Origin of the sequence: Dactylosporangium sp. CA-233914, from assembly GCF_050942935.1 — a bacterium.
Taxonomy (GTDB): domain Bacteria; phylum Actinomycetota; class Actinomycetes; order Mycobacteriales; family Micromonosporaceae; genus Dactylosporangium.
This window is the reverse complement of sequence record NZ_CP192030.1, coordinates 951333-971448: the sequence shown is the minus strand read 5'-3', so window position 1 is coordinate 971448 and position 20116 is coordinate 951333. Positions and strand designations below refer to the sequence as shown.

Below are 20116 nucleotides of genomic sequence, written 5' to 3'. Positions count from 1 at the left end.
ACCCGCGCGCCGATGCACTCGTTGGGGGTCGGCGAACAGGCTGGGCACCATGACACGTACACCACGAGTGCTCGCCGGCGTCTATCTCGCCCTGAGCGTGCTGACCCTCTTCGCCGCGTTCGCGCTGCGCCGTCACGCCACGCTCGTGAGCGACGCGGTGTGGGTCCGCGGCACAATCGTCGTGGCCAGCGCGATCCTCACCAACGTGTTCGCGGCCCGCGGCGACGTGCGGCGGCTGCGAATCGTCGCGATCGTCATGACGGTGGCGATCGCCGTCATCGTCTCCGTGCCGGGGTTGTTCCCGCTCTGGATGAAGCTCGAGCAGGGGGTCTGCGGCCTGCTGCTGCTCGGCGTGGTTGTGAGCCTACGTCGTCGCCAGGCGGCGTAGGGCGCCTCGGACGACCTCGGGCTTGGTCGTATACCAGAACGGGGGGAGCGACTTGCGCAGGAACGGGCCGTAGCTCGTGGCGTGCTCCAGGCGCGAGTCGAGCACCGCGACCACGCCCTTGTCGCCGCGGGAGCGGATCAGGCGGCCGACGCCCTGGGCCAGGCGCACGGCGGCGATCGGGACGCTCACCGCGGCGAAGCCCGAGCCGCCGACGGCCTGCACCGCGTCGGAGCGGGCCGCCGACAGCGGCTCGTCGGGGCGCGGGAAGGGCAGGCGGTCGATGATGACGAGCTGGCAGGCGTCGCCGGGCACATCCACGCCCTGCCACAGCGACATGACGCCGAGCAGGCAGCTGTTGCGGTCCTCGCGGAACTTGCGGACCAGGATCGGCAGCGACTCCTCGCCCTGCAGCAGGATCGTGATGCCGGGCGTGCGAGCGCGCAGGACCTCCGCGGCGCGCTCGGCCGCCTTGCGCGAGGAGAACAGGCCCAGGGCCCGGCCGCCGAGCGCCTGCACCAGCTCGACCATCTCGCCCGCGGCCGGCTCCGACAGGCCGGAGGTCTGCGGCCGGGGCAGATGCGCCGCCACGTAGAGAATGCCCTGCTTGGCGTAGTCGAACGGCGAGCCGACGTCGAGCGAGGTCCACGCCAGCCCGGCGGTGTCGCGGGCCTCGTCGGCGCGCACGACCGCCTCGCGGGCCTCCTCGGCCTTGCTCTTCGCGCCGGCCGGCGCACGCTCGAGCGCCACGGGCAGGCCCAGGGAGCGGGCGACCGTCTCGAACTGGCCGCCGAGCGCGAGGGTGGCCGAGGTGGCCACGACCGTGCGCTCGCTGAAGAGGTGGTCGGCCAGCGTGCCGGCGACCGTGAGCGGGGCGATGACCACGGCCCGGCGCCCGCGCTCGTCCCGCTCGACCCAGGTGACGTCGTGCTCGGCGTTGGCGAGCATGCGCTGCGCGATCTTGACCAGGTCGGTGATCATCGTCTTGGCCTGCTGCTTGCGCACCGGGTCGGCGTCGTCCGCGCGGACCTCGCCGATCGCCTCGACCGCCTGGCGCCCGCCGCCGTCGAGCAGCGTCAGCGCCTCGGCGAGCACGGTCGGCAGCTCGCCCACGACCCGGCCGGCGGGGACCTCGGCGAGGGCGACGGTGAGCACGTCCCCGGCCTCCATGAGCCGGTCGGCGACGTCGTCGTCGACATAGGCCCGGCAGCGGCGCGCCCCGCGCTCCAGGGTCTCCGGCGTCAGCTCGGCCTGCGAGGCGGAGCTGACCCGGTCGGCGAGTTCGTGCGCCTCGTCGACGACCAGCAGCTCGTGCGGCGGGATGATCTGGCGCCCGGTGAGCATGTCGACGGCGAGCAGACTGTGGTTGGTGACCACGATGTCGGCCTCGCGGGCCCGGGCGCGGCTCGCCTCGGCGAAGCACTCGGGGCCGTAGGGGCAGCGCTGCGCGCCGACGCACTCGCGGGCCGGCATCGACACCAGCTTCCAGGCGCCGTCGTCGACGCCGGGGTCGAGCTCGTCACGGTCGCCGGTCTCGGTCTCCTGTGCCCAGTCGCGCAGCCGGTCGACCTGCTTGCCGAGCCGCCCGGCCTCGCCGAGCCACTTGGTCGGCTTCGCCTCGCCGACGTCGAACAGCGCGTCGTCGGGCTCGTCGGCCGACGTGCCCTCCAGCCGGGCCAGGCACAGGTAGTGGTGGCGCCCCTTGAGCACCGCATAGGTCGGTCGCCGCCCCAGCACCGGCTCGACGGCCTCCGCGAGCCGCGGCAGGTCGTGGTCGACGAGCTGCGACTGCAGCGCCAGCGTCGCCGTCGAGATCACCACCGGCCCGTCGACCAGCAGCGACGGCACCAGATAGGCCAGCGACTTGCCGGTCCCCGTGCCCGCCTGGACGAGCAGGTGCTCCTCCTTCTCCGCCGCCGCCGCGATCGCCTTCGCCATCTGCTGCTGACCCGGGCGCTCGGCACCGTCCGGCACCGCCCCGACGGCGGCGGCGAGAAGATCGGTCACTTCCGGGCGGGCTCGGCGGGTCTGCGGGGAGGCTGTCACGGTGCAGCACGCTACCCCCTGCGTACGACAGAATCGGTCGCGTGGGCCTCATGAAGCGCGTCCGGGTCGTGTACCGCAAGTACGACGGGTCACTGCACTGGAACTACGAGACCGAGTTGCTCGGCGAGGACGAGCACGGCGTGTGGGTCGCGGCCGGCCCGCAGACGAAGATCTTCAAGGGAACAACCCCGAAGGGGCCGCCGGAGTCCCCGCACGTGCTGCTCTTCCCCCGCCAGGCGTGGTGGACCGCCTGCTTCAACGCCGCACCCCACCGCACCGAGATCTACTGCGACATCACCTCGATCCCGCACTGGCCCACCGCCACGGAGGTCACCGCGATCGACCTCGACCTGGACGTACGCCGTAGGCGTAACGGCGACGTGGAGCTGCTCGACGAGGACGAGTTCGCGGTGCATCAGGTGCGTTACGCCTACCCGGCCGAGGTGGTGGCGGAGGCCCGGGCGAGCGCGGACTGGCTGCTGGGCGCGGTCCGGGAGCGGGTCGAGCCGTTCGGGACGGCGTATCACCCGTGGCTGGAGCAGGCCGTGGCGCCCCACTGACGCTCAAAAATCGGATCGCCCACGCGCGCCATTCGACCAGCGTGCGAAATGTACGTTAAGTACCATTTTTCCCATGGACCATGCCCTGGTGACCGCTGCCGCCGGACTCGCGGGCCTCGCGACGTGCGGGGTCCTGGGCGCGATCACCGCCGCCCGGGTCCGCCGAGGCCGGCCGTACCTCGCGAGCGGCCTCTTCGTCGCGCTCGACGGGCCCGTCGACCCGGCCGCCACCGCCGCCCGGGCGGGCTTCGCCGGCGTCGAGGTCGGCGTGCGGGTCGACACCGACACCACCTCGCCCACGCTGCGCCTGACGTGCGCGATGCCGCCCGGCGAGCCGGCTCCGACGTTCGACCAGGCGGTGCTCACCCCGCTCGCCACGCGGGTGGCCGTCAACCCGCTGGGCCGGGTGCACGCGCGGCGGGCCGAGCCGTTCCTGCTCATGGTGCGGGCCGAACCGGAGCCGGACCCGCAGACCGGGGCGGTGCGGGCGACCGGGCTGGAGTACGAGACCCTGGACCGGCTGCTGCGGCCGCACGCGCCGATCCTGACGCAGTTCCTCGGCGGGCGGGTCATCCCGGGCGCGATCACCGTCGTGCTCGCCGGGCCGCACTGGTCGCGCTGCGATCTGCTGGGCGCGTACGAGCGGTACGCCTTCCTGGAGGGGCGCTTCAGCGACCTCGAGCCGGGCGGGCTGCCGGTCGGCGTCGCGCCGGTGGTCAGCGAGCCGCTCGCCGCGCGGCTCGGGTTCGACGCGCGCGAGGAGTGGCCCGAGTTCCCGGCCGAGGCGCGGCACATCCTGCGCTCGCTGGTCCGCTCCGCGCACGCCGACGGGCGCCGGGTGCGCTTCGCCGACGTGCCCGAGCGGCCCCGGCGGGTGCGCAACGCGTTCTGGCAGGAGATGCGCGCGGCCGAGGTGGACGTGATCGCCAGCCGGCACCGCGGCGCCCTGGCCCGATTCCTGCGGCGGCCGGTCCCGCGCATCCACAAGCACCGTGCGGTGCCGGTCCGGTACGCCACGGCACCCGAGGTGAACCCCAGGTAAATGGGAGATGAACCGGCAGCGTGCGGGGGATCTCGGTGGGGCGTCGACCCGCGAGGGGCCTTAGCATTCACGCTTTAGATGTCCCGTTGAGGTAACGAGGTCGACTGTGCGGTTCAGGCTGCGTCCTAATGACGATTCGTTCTATGAGCTCTTCAGCCGCGCGGCGCAGAACCTCGTCAAGGGCACCGACCTGCTCTCGGAACTGGCCGTGCCGGGCGCCGACGTGGCCTCGGTGAGCGAGCGGCTGGTCGAGGTCGAGCACGACAGCGACGCGATCACGCACGAGCTGTACAAGAAGATCAACTCCAGCTTCATCACGCCCTTCGACCGCGAGGACATCTACCGCCTCGGGTCGCTGCTCGACGACGTGATGGACCACCTGGAGGCGGTCGGCAGCCTGCTGTACCTCTACGGCCTCACCAAGCTGCCCGCGCTGCCCCGCGAGATCCACGAGATCGTGAAGGTCCTCGACCAGCAGTCCCGGCTCACCGCCGAGGCGATGCCCCGGCTCAAGGCGATGAAGGACCTCGAGCAGTACTGGGTCGAGTGCAACCGCCTCGAGAACGAGGGCGACAGCGCGTATCGCATGGCCCTGGTCCGGCTCTTCTCCGGCGAGTACGACGCGCTGACGGTGCTGAAGATGAAGGAGGTCGTCGACGAGCTCGAGGCCGCCTGCGACGCGTTCGAGCACGTGGCGAACACCATCGAGACCATCGTGGTCAAGGAGTCGTAGTCATCAGCGCACAGCTCGTCGCGGTTCTCGCGGTCATCATCGTCGCGCTGATCTTCGACTACACCAACGGCTTCCACGACGCCGCCAACGCCATCGCCACCTCGGTCTCCACGCGCGCGCTCAGCCCGCGGACCGGGCTCATCATGGCGGCGCTGGGCAACTTCATCGGCGCGCACCTCGGCGGTCACGTCGCCAAGACGGTGGGCGGCGGCATCATCGACCCGCCGACCGGGATGAGCGGGCTCGGCATCGTCTTCGCCGGCGTCGTCGGAGCCATCGCGTGGAATCTCATCACGTGGTACTTCGGGCTGCCCTCCTCGTCCTCCCACGCCCTCTTCGGCGGCCTGGTCGGCGCCTCGATCTGCGCCGTGTGGTTCGGCGCCGACGCCACCGTGCTCTGGTCCGGCATCCTCGACAAGGTGCTCCTGCCGATGGTCGCCTCGCCGCTTGTCGGCTTCATCCTCGGCGGCCTGCTCATGCTCGCCATCATGTGGCTCTTCCGGCACGGCAACCCGCGCCGGCTGACCCGCGGCTTCCGCCGCGCCCAGACGGTCTCGGCCGCGGCGATGGCCGTCGGTCACGGCATGCAGGACGCCGCCAAGACGATGGGCATCATCGTGCTCGCCCTTTACACCGGCGGTTACCAGAATACCAAGACGGACATCCCGGAGTGGGTGTTTCTGGCCTGCTCGACGGTTCTGGCGCTGGGCACGTACTCCGGCGGCTGGCGCATCATCCGCACCCTGGGCCGCAAGGTGATCGACCTGGACCCGCCGCAGGGCTTCGCGGCCGAGACGGTCGCCGCCGGCGTGCTCTTCACCACCTCCCAGCTGGGCCTGCCGATCTCGACCACGCACAGCATCACGTCGGCCATCATGGGCGTCGGCGCCACGAAGCGGCTCTCGGCGGTCCGCTGGCAGGTCGCCGGCAACATCGTGATCGCCTGGGTGCTCACGTTCCCGGCCGCGGCCCTGATCGCGATCCTGTCGTATCTGCTGACGCGCCCGCTCTTCTGAGGATCAACCGGTCCCGTAGGTGGTGCGCGCCGGCAGCCCCATCTCCGCCCGCAGCCCGTTCTCGGTGAACTCCAGCGGGTGGCGCGGGTCGATGCGGTTCGGGGTCATCAGGCTGTAGTCGTGGTCGATCGGCAGGCCGACCGCCTGGCGCTCGGAGTTGGGCACCGGGGCGCGCCCGGCCCCCACGTGGTCGCGGCCGCTGAGGTCGTTGTACCCGACGAGGTTCTTGGTGCCGTGGTCGTTGTCGTACACGTGCGCGAGCTCGTGGAACAGCACCACCACGGGTGGTGTGCCACCCCTCAGGTCGTCGTACGCCGGGTTGTACATGATCGTCGAGCCGTGCCGGTCGCCGCTCGCGTAGCCGTTGGCGTCGCTCGTCGGGACGATGTGCAGCGGCTGCCCCGAGGCGCGCAGGTCCGCGAGCATCGCCCGCCCGTCCGGGGAGCCGGCCAGCATCTCCAGGTCGGCGCGCACCCGCTGCTGGAACGCGGCGTCACCGCCGACGTCCACGAAGTCGGCGAGGCCGTCGCCCGCCGCGGCGGCGGTCAGCCGCTCGACGTCCGCGGCGGCGTCCTCGCCCTGGCCGAACAGGGTGTCGGTGCCGGCTCCGCCGAGCGCCTGGTCGCGGCCGCCGCCGGAGTACAGCTTGTCGTCGCCGCCCCCGCCCAGCAGGACGTCGTCGCCGAGCCCGCCGGAGAGCACGTCCGCGTCGGCGCCGCCGGCGAGCCGGTCGTCACCGAGGCCGCCCTCCAGGTAGTCCCGGCCCGCGCCGCCGGTCAGCACGTCGTCGCCGCCGAGCCCGTAGAGCGTGTCGGCGCCGTCGCCGCCGTCGAGCCGGTCGTCACCGTCGCCGCCGTCGAGGTAGTCGTTGTCGTTGCCGCCACCGAGCACGTCGGCGCCGGTGTCGCCGGACAGGCGGTCCTCGCCGTCCCCGCCGAGGAGCAGGTCGTCGCCGGCCCCGCCGGTGAGCACGTCGTCGCCGGCGCCACCGGTGAGCAGGTCGCGGCCGTCGCCGCCGTCGAGGGAGTCGTTGCCGGAGCCGGCGCTGAGCGCGTCGTCGCCCGCGCCGCCGAGCAGCCGGTCGTTGCCGGTGCCGCCGACGAGCAGGTCGTCGCCGGCCCCGCCGTCGTCGTCCTCGGCCTCCGCGCTGCCCCAGAGCAGGTCGTCGCCGTCGCCGAGATCGGCCCGCTCGACCCGGTCGACCCGCCCCGCGCCCAGGCTGACCCGGTCGTCGCCGGCCCCGGCCATGACGGCGTCGGCACCGTCCCCGCCGACGAGCACGTCGTCACCGGCGCCGCCGTGCAGCTCGTCGTTGCCGTCCCCGCCGAGCACCGTGACACCCTGCCGGCCGGCCACCACCACGAAGTCGTCGCCGCCGCCGGTGCGCAGCACCAGCCGCGCCCCGGCCGGGACCGTGAACCGCCGCCCACCGGCGCTGACGACCCCGTCGGAGACCCAGACCTGGTCGGCGCCGCCGCCCGTGCCGAGCACGAACACCCCGCCGGTGAGGCGCGCGTCGACGCCCTGCGCCGCCGGCGGCGGCACCCAGCCGGGAATCGCCTTGGACAGCACGCCGCCCCAGCCCTGCGCGAGCCACATCCACTCGTCGCGCCACCGCGCCAGCTCGGCCCGCCCCGCGCCGAGGCCCCGCTCGATGTCGCCGCGCAGCGCATCGGCGTCGGCGATCGCCGCCGCCACGGCCGCCGCCTGCGCCGCGTCGGCCGGCCGGAGGGTGACGCCGCCCCCGCCGCGCCGATGCGCGACGGCGGCCGCGAGCCGCTCCCAGGCGGTGTCGAGCTGGTCCTGCCCGCCGCGCAGCAGCGCCGCGACCCCGTCGAGGGCGACGGCCGAGCTGTCGGCGACCGCCGCCGCCCGCTCGAGCGACTGCACGAACGCGGCGAAGTGCGCCCGGAACGTCTCGGCCGCCGTGCCGGACCACGCCCCGCCCACGACGGGCGCCGCGGCCCGGCTCGTGGCATCGACGGCGGCCCGCATGTCCCCGGCCACGGCCCGCCACGCGAGCGCCGCCCGGCTCAACAGCTCAGGCCGCGCCTGCAGCGCCCAGAGGTCCTCGACGGTGACCGCCTCGAACCGCGTCGTCTCGGTCGTCATGCCGGGGCCCGGCGGGAGTTGCCCAGGCGCTGGTCGGCCCAGCCGTCCGCCTCGCGGTAGGCGAACGCGGCCTGCAGCAGGCCGTCCGCGTCCTCCTCGGCGATGCGGACGTGGGCCGCCAGCGCGTCCTCGGCGAAGCGGTGCACCTCCGCCGCCACATACGCCGTCGAGGGCGACGCCCCCGTGTTGCCGAAGGCGTCGGGCGGCAGCGTCAGGTCGCGCAGCCCGGCGTGATAGTGCCCGCCCAGCGTGCCGGCCGCGTCCAGGCAGGCCACGGCCAGCGTGATCAGTTCATCCGGGTCGGCCCGGAGCTCCTGCGCCATACGCCGCACAGTAATGACGGCCCGACACAGCGTCCGCCCCGTTCAGCCCTCAGCTCGAATAGTCAAGTCCGATTTTTCCGGAAATTTCAGCAAGAAGCCGGAGGATCCCCAGCGTCGAGTCGAGCGGCACCAGCGGACTCTCCAGCAGCCCCTCGCGCAGGCAGCGGTGCACCTCTGCCGCCTCGAACTGGTACCCGGCCCCCTCGTAGGGCAGCGTGAACTCCTCGACGGCACCCCCGCGCCACAGCGTGAAGCCGTGCGGGTGGAAGAAGTCGCGCTTGACGTCGATGCGCCCGAGCGTGCCCGTGACCGTGCCGGTCCGCGCGCTGTCGCCGAGCAGCGAGCAGGTCAGGGCGGCGACGGCGCCGGAGTCGTACCCGAACAGCAGGCCCGTGTTCTCATCGACGCCCCCGGCGCTCATCCGCGCCCACGCCTGCACCGACGCCGGCGCGCCGAGGAACAGGTGGGCGAAGGTGACCGGGTAGATGCCGACGTCGTACAGCGCCCCGCCGCCCAGCTCGCGGTCCCGCAGCCGCGAGGTCTCCGGGAACGGGCCCTGCATGCCGAAGTCGGCGTGGACCGCGACCGGCTCGCCGATCGCCCCGTCGCCGACCAGCTCGACCATCCGCCGGATCGCCGGGATGCAGCGCATCCACATGGCCTCCATGAGGAACACGCCGCCGGCCCGGGCGGTCGCGATCATCTCCTCGGACTCGGCGACGGCCAGCGTGAACGGCTTCTCGCACAGGACCGCCTTGCCGGCCCGCAGCGCGAGCATCGAGGCCTCGTAGTGCGCGGTGTGCGGCGTGGCGACGTAGATCGCGTCGACCTCGGGGTCCTCGACGAGGGCCTGCCATGATCCGTAGGCCCGGGCGACGCCGTGCGCGGCGGCGAAGCGCTCGGCGGCCTCGGTACTGCGGGATCCCACCGCCACCAGATCGGCGTCCGGCAGCAGCCGCAGGTCCTTGGCGAACATGGTGGCGATGTAGCCGGTCGACAGGACGCCCCAGCGGATGCGATCACTCATGGGCCGTAGCTTAGGCAGGTGACCAGTGAAACCACAGACGGCCCGGACGAGGCCCACCGCCGTCCCGCCGGGGTGTCCGACCGGACCGTGGAGGCGCTCGGCAAGCTCAGCGAGGCCCTGGAGACGGTGGAGCGGGCCCGCGGTCGCCTCTACGACCTGCACCAGCTGATCGGCCACGCCGACCTGATGCTCGACGACGTCGTGGCGCTGCTGCGCGAGGCCGGACACGAACCGCTGGCGCAGCGGATCTCCACCGAGCTGCTCGGGCGGAACGTCGCCGCGGGGCGGTGGACGTTCCAGCTCGTGGAAGACTTCGACGACGGGTACTACGCGCTGTTCAAGGATCTTGAGCGGCAGGCCCGCGACGAGCTCGCCGGCGGACGGCGACACCTGTTCGAGGCCGAGATGAAGGAGCGCCGGCGCACCCACGGACTCCGGGGGCATGAGGCGGTTCCATGAGCCGGGCCTTACCGTAAGGCCCATGGTCGAGTACAAACTTCCGCCGAAGCTCGCCGAGCTGGCTCGCCGCTTCGAGGAGGAGGGCGGGACACCGGTGGAGCCCCGGCTGGCGAGCACGGTCGTGCTGCTGCGGGAGCCCTTCGCGGCGTACCTCATCCGCCGGGTGGCGACGATGGCCTTCGCGGCCTCGATGTACGCGTTTCCCGGCGGCGGTGTCGACCCGCGCGACGCGACCGTGCTGCCCGGCTGGGCCGGCCCCTCCCCCGCGGACTGGGCGGCGCGTCTCAAGCTGGACGAGGCGGTCGCGCGCTCGGTCGTCTGCGCGGCCGTGCGGGAGGTGTTCGAGGAGTCCGGGGTGCTGCTGGCCGGGCCCGACGCCGGCACCGTGGTCGGGGACGTGAGCGGGCCGGACTGGGAGGCGGCGCGGCGGGCGCTGATCGCGCGGGAACTGGGCTTCGCCGAGTTCCTCAGCCGCAACGGCCTGGTGCTGCGCAGCGACCTGCTGGTGCCGTGGTCGCGCTGGATCACGCCGGAGTTCGAGCCGCGGCGCTTCGACACGTACTTCTTCGCCGCCCTGCTGCCGAAGGGTCAGGTGACCCGGGACGTGGGCGGGGAGGCCGACGACACCGTGTGGTGTGCGCCGGCGCTCGCGGCCGACGGGCGCTACAAGATGCTGCCGCCTACGAGGTACACCCTGCTGGAGCTCGCCGAGGCGGGCGACCTCAATGGGGTGCTGGCGGCGGCGCCGGCCCGCAACCCGGCCGACGCCATCCGCCCCACCGCGTGACGGCTCAGCCGAAGCGGCCCGTGATGTAGTCCTCGGTCTTCTTCACCGAGGGGTTGGTGAAGATCTTCGCGGTGTCGTCGTACTCGATCAGCCGGCCCGGCTCCCCGGTCTTGTCGATCGAGAAGAAGCCGGTGCGGTCCGACACGCGGGCCGCCTGCTGCATGTTGTGCGTGACGATGACGATCGTGTATTGGTTCTTCAGCTCGGTGATCAGGTCCTCGATCGCGAGCGTCGAGATCGGGTCGAGGGCCGAGCACGGCTCGTCCATCAGCACGACCTGCGGCTCGACCGCGATCGTCCGGGCGATGCACAGCCGCTGCTGCTGACCGCCGGACAGGCCCGCGCCGGGGCGCCCCAGCCGGTCCTTGACCTCGTTCCAGAGGTTGGCGCTGCGCAGCGCCTTCTCCGCGACCTCCTCCAGCACCGACTTCTTGCGCACGCCGTTGAGGCGCAGGCCGGCGACGACGTTCTCGAAGATCGACATCGTCGGGAAGGGGTTCGGCCGCTGGAAGACCATGCCGATCATCCGGCGCACGGCCGTGACGTCGACGTCACGGTCGTAGACGTTCTGCCCGTCGATCAGGAGCTGGCCCTCGATCCGCGCGTTGGGCAGCACCTCGTGCATGCGGTTGATGGACCGCAGGAACGTGGACTTGCCGCAACCCGACGGGCCGATCAGGGCGGTGACCGACTTGGGCTCGATCGTCATCGACACGGAGTCGATCGCCTTGAACGATCCGTAGTACGAGGTGACGCCGTGGGCTTCGATCCTTTTTGCCATGTTGGCGCTCCAGTGATTATCGGGCGAGCTTGTTGCGGCGGGCGAGCAGCTTGGCCGCGACGGTGAGGACCAGGACGAGGACGACCAGCGTGAGGGCCGCCGTCCAGGCCCGCCCGGGAGCGAACTCCGAGGCGACGCCGGCCTGCTCGAAGACGAACAGGGACAGCGAGGACTGGTTGCCGCTGAAGACGTTGAAGTTGATGGAGTTGAGGCCGCCGGCGACGAGCAGAACCGGCGCGGTCTCCCCCGCGGCACGCGCCACCGCGAGCATGACACCGGTGACGATGCCCGGCAATGCGGTCGGCAGCACGATGCTCGTGATCGTCTTCCACTTCGGCACGCCGAGGGCGTAGGAACCCTCGCGCAGCGCCCCCGGCACCAGCCGCAGCATCTCCTCGGTGGAGCGCACCACGGTCGGCAGCATGAGCACGCTGAGCGACAACGCCGCGGCGAAGCCGGAGTAGGCCGCCTTGCCGTCGTTCCACAGCGGGGTGATGGTGAACACCCAGAACGACAGCACGAAGAGGCCCGAGACGATCGACGGGATGCCGGTCATGACGTCGACGAAGAAGCGGATCGCGTTGGCCAGGAAGCCCCGGCCGTACTCCACGATGTAGATCGCGCCGAGGATGCCCAGCGGCACCGTGATGATCGTGGCGATGCCCGCCTGCTCGATGGTGCCGATGATGGCGTGGTAGGCGCCGCCGTTCTCGTCGAAGGCACCGATGTTGTTCATCGAGGTCTGGAAGAAGTTCCCGTCCAGCCGCTTGCTGCCCTTGCTCAGCAGCGTCCAGACGACCGAGAGCAGCGGGAGCAGGGCCAGGATGAACGCGCCGTAGATCAGCACGCTCGCCATGCGGTTGCGCGCCGATCGGGTGCCCTCCACGACGCTCGCCGCGATCCCCATGAGCGCCACGAACAGGATCGCGGCCACGACGCCGGTCAGCACCCAGCCGCCGGCGCCGGTCAGCTTGATGAGTACGAACGACACGGCCACCGCCGCCGCGGCGGCCGCCCAGGGCGTCCACGCCGGCAGCGACTTGACCCGCAACTGGTGCGCGTCGGTCACGCCCAGCCGGGTAGGGGATTCGACGGCCATTACGCAGCGCCTCCGACGAACTCGCGGCGCCGATAGATGATCGCGCGTGCGCCCATGTTGACGATCAGGGTGATCACGAACAGCACCAGGCCGGAGGCGATGAGCGCGCCGCGGCCGACGTCGTTGGCCTCACCGAACCGGTTGGCGATGTTCGAGGCGATCGTGATGCCGCCGGGGCCGAGGAAGTCCCAGTTGATGGCGAAGACGCTGCCCAGCGTGAGGGCGAGGGCGATGGTCTCGCCGAGGGCCCGGCCGAGGCCGAGCATGACCGAGGCGATGATGCCGGCGCGCCCGTACGGGATGACGGCCGTGCGGATCATCTCCCACTTCGTGGAGCCCAGCGCTAGCGCGGCCTCCTGGTTCTCCGGCGGGGTCTGCAGGAAGACCTCGCGGGACAGGGACGTGACGATCGGCAGGATCATGATCGCCAGGACGACCGAGCCGAGCAGCACCGACTTGCCGTAGGGCCCGTTGCTGCCGAAGATCGGCAGCCAGCCGAACACGTCGTGCAGCCACTTCGACAGATCCGTGATCGGCTCGTAGAAGTAGTCGCGGCCCCAGAGTCCGAACACGACGCTGGGCACGGCGGCAAGCAGGTCGATGATGAAGCCGAGCGTGGTGGCCACCCGCCGGTGCGCGTAGTGCGACAGGCACAGCGCGATGCCCAGCGCCACCGGCACCGAGATCAGCAGCGCCAGCGCCGCCGTCAGGATCGTGCCGAACACCGTAGCGGCGATGCCGAACTTCGGCTCTTCGCCGTCGGTGAACCACTCCTTGTAGGTGAAGAAGTTGACGGTGTCCTTGTTGATGGCGGGGATGGCCTTGACGACCAGGAAGACGGCGATCGCCGCGATGATGACGAGCACCATCGAGCCGGCGGCCGTGGCGGTTCCGCGGAAGAGCATGTCACCGCTGAACCGCTTGCGCGGCGGAAGACCGCCACCTCCGCCGGGCGAACCGGCGGAGGTGGCGGGCAGAGTCTGCTGGCTCAACGAGTCTTCCTGTCAGGCCAGGTTCTTGATCGAGGACTCGACCTTGGCCCGGACCGTCTCCGGCAGCGGGGCGTAGCCCAGCTTCTCCAGCGCGGCCTGACCGTCGGTGCTGACCGTGTAGCCGAGGAAGCCCTTGAGCAGCGGGAGCTTGTCGGCGACGGTGCCCTTGCTGCAGACGATCTCGTAGGTCACCAGGACGATCGGGTAGGCCCCGGCCTCCTTGGTGGCGTAGTCGATCGACAGCTTCATGTCGTCGCCGGTGCCGGTGACCTTGGCGCCCGCGACGGTCTTACCGGCCGCCTCGGCCGTCAGCGCGGTGTACTCACCCGCGCCGTTGTAGATCTTGGCGGTGCTGAGGGTGTTGGCCTTGGCGAACGACCACTCGACGTAGCCGATCGAGCCCGGGGACTTCTTCAGGGCCGCGGCGATACCGTCGGAGCCCTTCTCACCCTGGCCGCCCTGAGCCTTCCACACCTTGTCCTTGCCGGCGGTCCACGCGCTGGGCGCGGCCGCGGTCAGGTAGCCGGTGAAGTTCTCCGTGGTGCCGGACGAGTCGTTGCGGTGCACGGCGAGGATCGGGGTCGACGGGAGCGTGGCGCTCGGGTTGTCGGCCTTGACCGCGGCGTCGTCCCACGTCTTGATGGCGCCGCTGAAGATCTTCGCCAGCGTCTCCGGCTTGAGCTGCAGGTCCTTGACGCCGTCGATGTTGTAGGCGACCGCGATCGGGCCGGTCACCATCGGCAGGTTGAGCGCCGGGGCGCCACCGCAGCGGGTGGAGGCCTTCGTGCTCTCCTCGCCGTCCTTCAGCGCCGAGTCGGAGCCCGCGAAGTCGGCCGTGCCACCGGAGAAGGCGGTGATGCCGGCGCCGGAGCCGGTGCCCTGGTAGTCCACCTTGGCGCCCGAGCACTTCGACTGGTAGGACTTGATCCACTCGTCCATCGCGTTCTTCTGCGCGGTCGAGCCCTGAGCGGTAAGCGAGCCACTCGCGCAGGCAACGGAGCCGCCGGCGCCACCGGATGTCCCGTTCGACGGCGACGAGGTCGAGGGTTCGTTGTTGTCCGAGCCGCACGCGGCGAGCGCGAGCGTCGCGGTGATCGCGATGCCGGCGATGAGGCCGTGCCGCTTGAGGTTCACTGCGGTCCCTTCGTCGGGGATGAAACCGAACTTCCGCTGCCCTGCTGAGGTGCCGGAAGGCCGACGCGGGTCGTCGACTGAAAGGGACGCTAAAAGGGGCAGGGAAACACCCCTCTGGAGGTGAGTGAACGGGCGGTGAACAGGTCGCTCTGCGCAGATGACGCCTGGTCGGAGGCGAGTTGGCCATTGAGTGAACTGCCCAGCGGTGATGCAAGGTGTCCGTTTTCGTCCGTGATCACCGCTACGTGGCAAACGGTCACAGGGCGCGCTGGAAGGACACGTCGGCCGCCCAGCGGACGAACCCCAGGCGGTGGTACAGCGCGACGGCCCGGGTGTTGCTCTCGTCGACGTACAGCATCACCTGGGCGAGCCCCCGGTTGCGCAGGTGGTGCAGCCCCGCCAGGGTGAGCGCCCGGCCGAGTCCCCCGCCGTGGGCGTCGGGCGAGACCCCGAGAACGTACACCTCGCCGATCGGCTCGTGCGCGGGCGCCTGCGACTCATCGCCGTGAACCTTGGTCCAGTGGAACCCGAGCAGCCGGTCCTCCCGCTCGGCCAGGATGAAGCCGGCCGCGTCGAACCACGGTTCGCGGATGCGCACCCGCAGGTCGTCCAGGGTCCACTTGCCCTGCTCGGGGTGGTCGGCGAAGGCGGCCGCGTTCAGGGCGAGCCAGGCCTCGTCGTCCTGGCCGGGGACGAAGGCGCGCAGGCGTACGCCTTGCGGAACGACGACCTCGGGAAGCGGCGCGAACAGCGAGCGCCGCAGCTGCAGGAGCACGCGTACGCGGTCGAAGCCGAGCCGGATCGCCAGGGCCGAGGCCGACGGGTGGTCGCCGTGCGCCCACAGCCGCAGCCGGCCGGCGGCGTGCTCGTCAGCCACCTCGATGGCCGCCCGTACGAGGGCACGCCCCAGGCCCCGCCGCCGGTGCAGCGGGTGCACGACCATCTCCGCGGAGGCACCCTCGACGGCGTCGGTCGTGTCGACGTGGGCGTATCCGACAATTTCCTGATTTGTCGCGATCAGAAGGTGTACGGCCGGAGCCTCGCCCCCGTGCCGGAGGTGCAGCACGACGTGCTCGGACAGCGGCAGCGCGCCGTCGGTGTCGCCGGCCACGCGCATCAGGGTCAGAACCTGCTCGACCTGCTCCGGCGAGAGGCGCTCGGCGCGCAGCACCGTGGGCGAAGGAGTCATCCGATCAATCTATCCCTCGCCCCGTAACGCCTCTCGGGTGCTCAGACCCTTACCGGCTCGGAGTCGTGCAGCGGGCGCGACGGCGGGACGACGAACTTGTATCCCACCTGGCGCACGGTGCCGATCATCGACTCGTACTCCGACCCGAGCTTGGCCCGCAGCCGCCGGACGTGCACGTCGACGGTCCGGGTGCCGCCGAAGTAGTCGTATCCCCACACCTCGCGCAGCAGCTGGTCGCGCGTGAACACCCGGCCTGGGTGCTGGGCGAGGAACTTCAGCAGCTCGAACTCCTTGTAGGTGAGGTCGAGCGGGCGGCCCTTGAGCTTCGCGGCATACGTGTCCGGGTCGATCGACAGCTCGCCGGCCTTGATCATCCCGCCGCTCGCTGCCGCGGCCGAGTTGAGCCGCCCGACGGCCAGGCGCAGGCGGGCCTCGATCTCGGCGGGCCCGGCGGTGGCGAGGATGACGTCGTCGAGGCCCCAGTCGGCGTGCAGGGCGACCAGGCCCGCCTCGGTGACGACGGCCAGCAGCGGCACGCCGAGGCCGGTCGCGTGGAGCATGCGGCAGGTGGCACGGGCGTCGGCGAGCTCGGTGCGCGCGTCGACCACGACGGCGTCCGGGCTCGGGCCGCTCACCAGCGTGCGGACGTCTCGGGGGGCGGTGCGCACCGTGTGGGGCAGCAGGTCAAGGCCTGGCAGCACCACCTGGCCCGCAGGGGCCGCGGTCAGCAGCAGAATCTCCACGAGTCACCTCCGTGGCCGCGGCACCCTCGTCGTGAGGGCGCTGTGGCGCCCCCTTCGCGGCAGGGCGGCGGCTCGCTGTCGTCCCGGCAACTCTGACGGGAGGTTGTGGGTGTATCCCGCACGAGAATATCGGACTATCCAGTTTTTGCGACCGCTCGAACCGCAGTTCGAGACAGTTGGCTGAGCCACACCCCACCGTTTCCGCCGACATGATATGCGCGCGGGCTTTGTCCGGTACTCCCGCAGAGGTGAGACGGCGGTGTTTCGCCCTGCCTCCCGCCGAACTGCGAAGGCGGCACACCGGCCCGATCGGCGCACTCCCGCCGGGGTGGATTCGCGGTGGTTCTGGCACGATCGATCCGTGCCCGCACCCACGTCGCCCGACTTCGGCGCCTGGCCCCCGGCCGATTCGGCCGCCCGCCGCCGGCGTCCCCCGGAAGGTGACCCCCGCCCGGACGACGAGCCCGCCGACCGGACCTCCGATCAGGCCGACGCCCTGCCCCCGGTCCGCCGCCTGGTCTCGCTGGGCATCGCGGGCTTCTCGGCCCTGGTCGCGATCGCGCTGATCGTCGGCGCGCAGACCCGCCACGAGTCGTACGCCGTGGTGATGTTCGGCGTCCAGGCCCTCTTCGTCGCCGTCTGGACGATCGCGAGCCGCCCGCCGGCCCCTAGGGTCGTCGGGGCCGTGGGCATCGCCGTGGCCGCCGGCACCGACCTGGCCGCCGTGCTCACCCGCCCCGCCTCGCTGGCCCCCCTGGCCTACGTCACCGCCGCCGGCTTCATCATCGGCGTTGTCGGCCAGCTCACCCGGCCGGCCGGCCGCCAGCGCGTCACCGAGTCCCTGGGCTCCTCGCTGGTCGTCACCCTGGGCGTGGTCTCCTTCGCGTGCCTGGTCGTGCTGGGCCGCAGCCCGAAGGGCACCCAGGCGATCGTCGCCTGCCTGGCGGCCGCGGGGATCGCCCTGTTCATCGCCCGCTTCGCGGACGCCATCGCCCCGCTGCCGCGCATCGCCCCACAGGTCCCGCGCGGCGGCGCCGGGGTCGTCCTGGGCACGATGGTGGGCACGGCCGTGGCGGGCGCGATCGGCAACTACCTGGACGGGCTGAGCCCGCTGCCGAGCGCCCTGGCCGGCCTGGCGACGGCGATCGTGGCGGTGATGGTCGACCTGTCGGTAGGCTACGCGGAGGCGAGCCGCATCATCGACGGCGACGAACCGGCCCTGTGGCTGGCCAGGCACATCCAGGGGCCGATCGGCGCGATGGCCTTCGCCGCCCCGGCCGCCTACGTCGCGAGCACCCTGCTCCTGCTGTAACCGACCGGTCCGCGCGCTCCGGTGCGTGCCGCGGACAGTCGCGTCCGATCCGACATGTCGTGCGCCGCTTCCATAGCGGCGCAGCATGCTGGCGTCCCCCGCCCGGGCGCGGCGCAGCGCGGCGCAACGATGGACACGGCGGCGATACGCCTGCCCGACTTTTCCCCTGTCGGGCGAAAATTCGGATACAGGTGTCCGCAGTGACAGCGGGCCGGGACCAGATAACCGGAAGGCGCGAAGCCCCAAAGCCACAGAGCCAGCCGATAAGACGCAAGCCACGGAGCCAGCAGGCCGACGAAGCCGACAGACGCACAAGGCCGGAAGCCGGAAGCGCCGCAAAGCCGCAGAACCGGAAGCTGACGCAGCCGGGCAGCGCAAGGCAGGGAGCCAGGGAGCCAGGGAGCCAGGGAGCCAGGGAAACTATGGGGCCGACAGCCGCGCAAAGCCGCAGAGCCGGAAGCGGAAGCTGATAGAGCCGGGCAGCGCGCAAGCCACGGAGCCAGAAAACTTATGGGGCCGACAGTGGCGCAAAGACATAGAGACGGAAAGCCGACAGAGCCGACGGGCGCGCAAGCAACAGAGCCAGAAGGCCAACGGAGCCGAGAGCCGCGCAAAGCCACAGAGCCGGAAGCCGACAGCGCCAGGGACGGAAAAGCCGGAGATCTCGCCACCGGAAGCCGCCGAACCGCCCAGCCGGAAAGCAGACGGAGGCAACAGCGGGCGCAAAGCCGGAGATCCCGCCGCCAGAAAAAAGGCCGGGCCACCCGCGCCACCAACCCGCACAGCCGGCACACCGGGCACACGGGGCACAAACGGCACAGCCGGCACAGCCGGCACGGCCGGTACACCACACACCGGGCACACGGGACACACCGGGCACAAACGGCGCAGCCAGCACGGCCGGAACACCACAGCCAGCACGGCCGGAACACCACAGCCGGCACACCGGGCAGAACCGGCACACACCGGGCACAAACGGCGCAGCCAGCGCGGCCAGCACAGACCGGCAAATACCGGCACAGCCCATCACAGACAGCACAGACAGCACAGACGGCGAGGATTGTTCAACCGGCGGTGTCGGATCTATCGCCTGGCGGGTGATAAATCCGACACCGGGTGGCTGGGGGTGGGATGCGGGTGTTCGGGGTGTGGAGGTGTTGTGCGAAGGTCGTGGATTCGCGCCAGAAACTGGTCTGTCCGGTGGGCAGGGTTGTGGCGGTACGAAATCCTCGTGCTTGGGTACACGCGAGGACCACGGGTCGGAGGGAGTGTCAGTGGCGGCGAGGCGAAGGGCCAAGATCGGCATCGTGCTGGTCGTGCTGGCGGCCATTCTGGTCGGGGTGTTCGTCGTGGTCGACCGGATCGCGGCGAACGTCGCCGAGGATCGGATCACCCAGGAGACCAAATCGCAGCTGGCGGCGAACAGCGTGAAGTATGAAGGGGAGCCCGACGTCAGTATCACCGGGTTTCCGTTCCTCACTCAGGTTTTCGCCGGCGAGTACAAGAAGATCACTATCGGGCTGACCAAGCCGCAGCTCGACAACGTCAAGCTCGACACACTCACGATCGAGGCCCGGTCGGTCAAGGCCGACGCCCAGGACCTGCTCAACGGCAAGGGGGACGTGACCGCCGGGGTCGTGGCCGGGAACGCGTTCATGAGCTGGGACAACGTGCGGCCGCTGCTCGAGGTGGCGGGGCTGCCCTCCAACATCGACCCGTCGAACGTCGATCTGCAGGTGGCCAACAACAAGATCGAGATGCGGGTGCCGCTGGCGTATCAGGGGTTCAACGTCACGATCATCGCCAAGGGGGCCATGGTCGTGGAGACCGGCAAGGTCCGGCTCAAGCTGGACTCGGTCACGACCGACCAGGGGAGCCTGCCGCCGCAGGTGAACAACTTCGTCAAGCAGTACCAGAACAGGCTGCAGGTAACCGTGAAGCTGCCTGGCCTTCCGTACAATCTGGTGATCAACTCGGTGCAGACCACCGACACGGGGCTGCAGGTCACGGCGTCCGCCGCGGACGTCAAGCTTGCGGGACAGTGACCGAGCGGACGCTGCGCGGGCACGTTCGGCGATGCTACGCTGCCGGACTATGAGCATGCTGCTCACTCGACGGCGCGCGGTCGACCTGTGCCGCGTGGCCACCTGCCTGTGTTGCCGCGCCTGATGGTGCGGCCCTGCAGCGTGCTCTTGTAACGGCTCGAGGCAGCGGCGCCCCAGACCGATGGGTCTGGCCGGCGAGCTAGCGATATCTCCGCGGGCATTCCAAACAGACTCATCGCCGAAACCGTGATCCGTCCCCCTCGGGTCGCGCGCGGCTTCATGCCCGTGTGGCGACTCGAACCCACCACTCGTTCCTGGGAGAGAGAACACC

The 20116-nt window shown here is 71.2% G+C and carries 20 protein-coding genes; 10 read left to right on the top strand and 10 right to left on the bottom strand.

The window, feature by feature from the left end; all coding sequences use genetic code 11:
- Positions 1 to 49: 49 nt before the first annotated feature.
- Positions 50 to 388 (top strand): hypothetical protein, encoded by a 339-nt coding sequence (locus ACQPY0_RS04450; RefSeq protein ID WP_432985050.1) that lies wholly within the window; start codon positions 50 to 52, stop codon positions 386 to 388.
- Here the strand turns inward: ACQPY0_RS04450 and ACQPY0_RS04445 are convergent.
- The gene (locus ACQPY0_RS04445; protein ID WP_432994999.1) at positions 365 to 2323 is read right to left on the bottom strand and encodes an ATP-dependent DNA helicase; all 1959 of its coding nucleotides are present in this window, start codon (positions 2321 to 2323) and stop codon (positions 365 to 367) included. The genes ACQPY0_RS04450 and ACQPY0_RS04445 overlap by 24 nt on opposite strands.
- A gap of 158 nt (positions 2324 to 2481) precedes the next feature.
- Between ACQPY0_RS04445 and ACQPY0_RS04440 the strand changes: the two genes are divergently transcribed.
- The 4 genes from ACQPY0_RS04440 (at position 2482) to ACQPY0_RS04425 (ending at position 5782) form a co-directional block, all read left to right on the top strand.
- Complete coding sequence (locus ACQPY0_RS04440; RefSeq protein WP_432994997.1) at positions 2482 to 2991, top strand: DUF402 domain-containing protein; 510 nt, start codon at positions 2482 to 2484, stop codon at positions 2989 to 2991.
- Between the two features lie 73 nt (positions 2992 to 3064).
- Entirely contained in the window at positions 3065 to 4033 is a 969-nt protein-coding gene (locus tag ACQPY0_RS04435; RefSeq protein WP_432985047.1) for a hypothetical protein, read from the top strand.
- 106 nt (positions 4034 to 4139) lie between these two features.
- A complete protein-coding gene (locus tag ACQPY0_RS04430; RefSeq protein WP_432985044.1) occupies positions 4140 to 4766 on the top strand; it encodes a DUF47 domain-containing protein in 627 nt (208 codons plus the stop codon).
- 2 nt (positions 4767 to 4768) lie between these two features.
- On the top strand, positions 4769 to 5782 hold the full coding sequence (locus tag ACQPY0_RS04425; RefSeq protein WP_432994995.1) for an anion permease: 1014 nt from the start codon (positions 4769 to 4771) through the stop codon (positions 5780 to 5782).
- Between the two features lie 3 nt (positions 5783 to 5785).
- Here ACQPY0_RS04425 and ACQPY0_RS04420 read toward each other — a convergent pair whose 3' ends face one another.
- The 3 genes from ACQPY0_RS04420 to ACQPY0_RS04410 are packed head-to-tail and all read right to left on the bottom strand — an operon-like array spanning position 5786 to position 9244.
- Positions 5786 to 7894 (bottom strand): M91 family zinc metallopeptidase, encoded by a 2109-nt coding sequence (locus ACQPY0_RS04420; RefSeq protein WP_432985041.1) that lies wholly within the window; start codon positions 7892 to 7894, stop codon positions 5786 to 5788.
- Positions 7891 to 8217, bottom strand: a complete 327-nt coding sequence (locus ACQPY0_RS04415) for a hypothetical protein (RefSeq protein WP_432985038.1) — start codon at positions 8215 to 8217, stop codon at positions 7891 to 7893. Before ACQPY0_RS04415 ends, ACQPY0_RS04420 begins: the two co-directional genes overlap by 4 nt.
- Before the next feature lie 49 nt (positions 8218 to 8266).
- Entirely contained in the window at positions 8267 to 9244 is a 978-nt protein-coding gene (locus ACQPY0_RS04410) for a Gfo/Idh/MocA family protein (protein WP_432985035.1), read from the bottom strand.
- A gap of 18 nt (positions 9245 to 9262) precedes the next feature.
- On the opposite strand from ACQPY0_RS04410, the gene ACQPY0_RS04405 reads away from it, so the two are divergent.
- Both ACQPY0_RS04405 and ACQPY0_RS04400 read left to right on the top strand, forming a co-directional pair.
- Positions 9263 to 9703, top strand: a complete 441-nt coding sequence (locus ACQPY0_RS04405) for a hypothetical protein (RefSeq protein ID WP_432985032.1) — start codon at positions 9263 to 9265, stop codon at positions 9701 to 9703.
- 22 nt (positions 9704 to 9725) lie between these two features.
- A complete protein-coding gene (locus tag ACQPY0_RS04400; RefSeq protein ID WP_432985029.1) occupies positions 9726 to 10490 on the top strand; it encodes an NUDIX hydrolase in 765 nt (254 codons plus the stop codon).
- A gap of 4 nt (positions 10491 to 10494) precedes the next feature.
- Here the strand turns inward: ACQPY0_RS04400 and pstB are convergent, their stop codons facing one another.
- The 6 genes from pstB to ACQPY0_RS04370 all read right to left on the bottom strand — a co-directional run bounded on the left by pstB (position 10495) and on the right by ACQPY0_RS04370 (position 16428).
- A complete protein-coding gene (gene pstB / locus ACQPY0_RS04395; protein WP_432985026.1) occupies positions 10495 to 11271 on the bottom strand; it encodes a phosphate ABC transporter ATP-binding protein PstB in 777 nt (258 codons plus the stop codon).
- Between the two features lie 16 nt (positions 11272 to 11287).
- The gene (gene pstA, locus ACQPY0_RS04390) at positions 11288 to 12370 is read right to left on the bottom strand and encodes a phosphate ABC transporter permease PstA (protein ID WP_432985023.1); all 1083 of its coding nucleotides are present in this window, start codon (positions 12368 to 12370) and stop codon (positions 11288 to 11290) included.
- A complete protein-coding gene (gene pstC, locus ACQPY0_RS04385; protein ID WP_432994993.1) occupies positions 12370 to 13275 on the bottom strand; it encodes a phosphate ABC transporter permease subunit PstC in 906 nt (301 codons plus the stop codon). The genes pstA and pstC overlap by 1 nt, the downstream gene beginning before the upstream one ends.
- Positions 13276 to 13374: 99 nt before the next feature.
- Complete coding sequence (gene pstS, locus ACQPY0_RS04380; protein ID WP_432985020.1) at positions 13375 to 14496, bottom strand: phosphate ABC transporter substrate-binding protein PstS; 1122 nt, start codon at positions 14494 to 14496, stop codon at positions 13375 to 13377.
- Between the two features lie 256 nt (positions 14497 to 14752).
- The gene (mshD, locus tag ACQPY0_RS04375; protein WP_432985017.1) at positions 14753 to 15685 is read right to left on the bottom strand and encodes a mycothiol synthase; all 933 of its coding nucleotides are present in this window, start codon (positions 15683 to 15685) and stop codon (positions 14753 to 14755) included.
- 41 nt (positions 15686 to 15726) lie between these two features.
- Positions 15727 to 16428 carry a winged-helix domain-containing protein gene (locus ACQPY0_RS04370; RefSeq protein ID WP_395899571.1) on the bottom strand — a complete coding sequence of 234 codons (702 nt, stop codon included), beginning with the start codon at positions 16426 to 16428 and terminating at the stop codon, positions 15727 to 15729.
- 361 nt (positions 16429 to 16789) lie between these two features.
- Here ACQPY0_RS04370 and ACQPY0_RS04365 point away from each other — a divergent pair, with 361 nt between their 5' ends.
- The 3 genes from ACQPY0_RS04365 (at position 16790) to ACQPY0_RS04355 (ending at position 19909) form a co-directional block, all read left to right on the top strand.
- Positions 16790 to 17740, top strand: coding sequence for a hypothetical protein (locus ACQPY0_RS04365; protein ID WP_432985014.1), 951 nt, complete (start codon positions 16790 to 16792; stop codon positions 17738 to 17740).
- Positions 17741 to 19014: 1274 nt separating this feature from the next.
- Positions 19015 to 19785 carry an LmeA family phospholipid-binding protein gene (locus ACQPY0_RS04360; RefSeq protein ID WP_432985011.1) on the top strand — a complete coding sequence of 257 codons (771 nt, stop codon included), beginning with the start codon at positions 19015 to 19017 and terminating at the stop codon, positions 19783 to 19785.
- A 31-nt stretch (positions 19786 to 19816) separates the two neighbouring features.
- A complete protein-coding gene (locus ACQPY0_RS04355) occupies positions 19817 to 19909 on the top strand; it encodes a putative leader peptide (RefSeq protein WP_432985008.1) in 93 nt (30 codons plus the stop codon).
- Positions 19910 to 20116 lie beyond the last annotated feature (207 nt).

What these genes read in the sequence shown, in the direction of transcription:
- ACQPY0_RS04450 (WP_432985050.1), top strand. Translation starts at nt 50, where the DNA reads ATGACACGTACACCACGAGTGCTCGCCGGCGTCTATCTCGCCCTGAGC.
- ACQPY0_RS04445 (WP_432994999.1), bottom strand. Translation starts at nt 2,323, where the DNA reads ATGGCGAAGGCGATCGCGGCGGCGGCGGAGAAGGAGGAGCACCTGCTC.
- ACQPY0_RS04440 (WP_432994997.1), top strand. Translation starts at nt 2,482, where the DNA reads ATGAAGCGCGTCCGGGTCGTGTACCGCAAGTACGACGGGTCACTGCAC.
- ACQPY0_RS04435 (WP_432985047.1), top strand. Translation starts at nt 3,065, where the DNA reads ATGGACCATGCCCTGGTGACCGCTGCCGCCGGACTCGCGGGCCTCGCG.
- ACQPY0_RS04420 (WP_432985041.1), bottom strand. Translation starts at nt 7,894, where the DNA reads ATGACGACCGAGACGACGCGGTTCGAGGCGGTCACCGTCGAGGACCTC.
- ACQPY0_RS04415 (WP_432985038.1), bottom strand. Translation starts at nt 8,217, where the DNA reads ATGGCGCAGGAGCTCCGGGCCGACCCGGATGAACTGATCACGCTGGCC.
- ACQPY0_RS04410 (WP_432985035.1), bottom strand. Translation starts at nt 9,244, where the DNA reads ATGAGTGATCGCATCCGCTGGGGCGTCCTGTCGACCGGCTACATCGCC.
- ACQPY0_RS04400 (WP_432985029.1), top strand. Translation starts at nt 9,726, where the DNA reads ATGGTCGAGTACAAACTTCCGCCGAAGCTCGCCGAGCTGGCTCGCCGC.
- pstB (WP_432985026.1), bottom strand. Translation starts at nt 11,271, where the DNA reads ATGGCAAAAAGGATCGAAGCCCACGGCGTCACCTCGTACTACGGATCG.
- pstA (WP_432985023.1), bottom strand. Translation starts at nt 12,370, where the DNA reads ATGGCCGTCGAATCCCCTACCCGGCTGGGCGTGACCGACGCGCACCAG.
- pstC (WP_432994993.1), bottom strand. Translation starts at nt 13,275, where the DNA reads ATGCTCTTCCGCGGAACCGCCACGGCCGCCGGCTCGATGGTGCTCGTC.
- mshD (WP_432985017.1), bottom strand. Translation starts at nt 15,685, where the DNA reads ATGACTCCTTCGCCCACGGTGCTGCGCGCCGAGCGCCTCTCGCCGGAG.
- ACQPY0_RS04355 (WP_432985008.1), top strand. Translation starts at nt 19,817, where the DNA reads ATGCTACGCTGCCGGACTATGAGCATGCTGCTCACTCGACGGCGCGCG.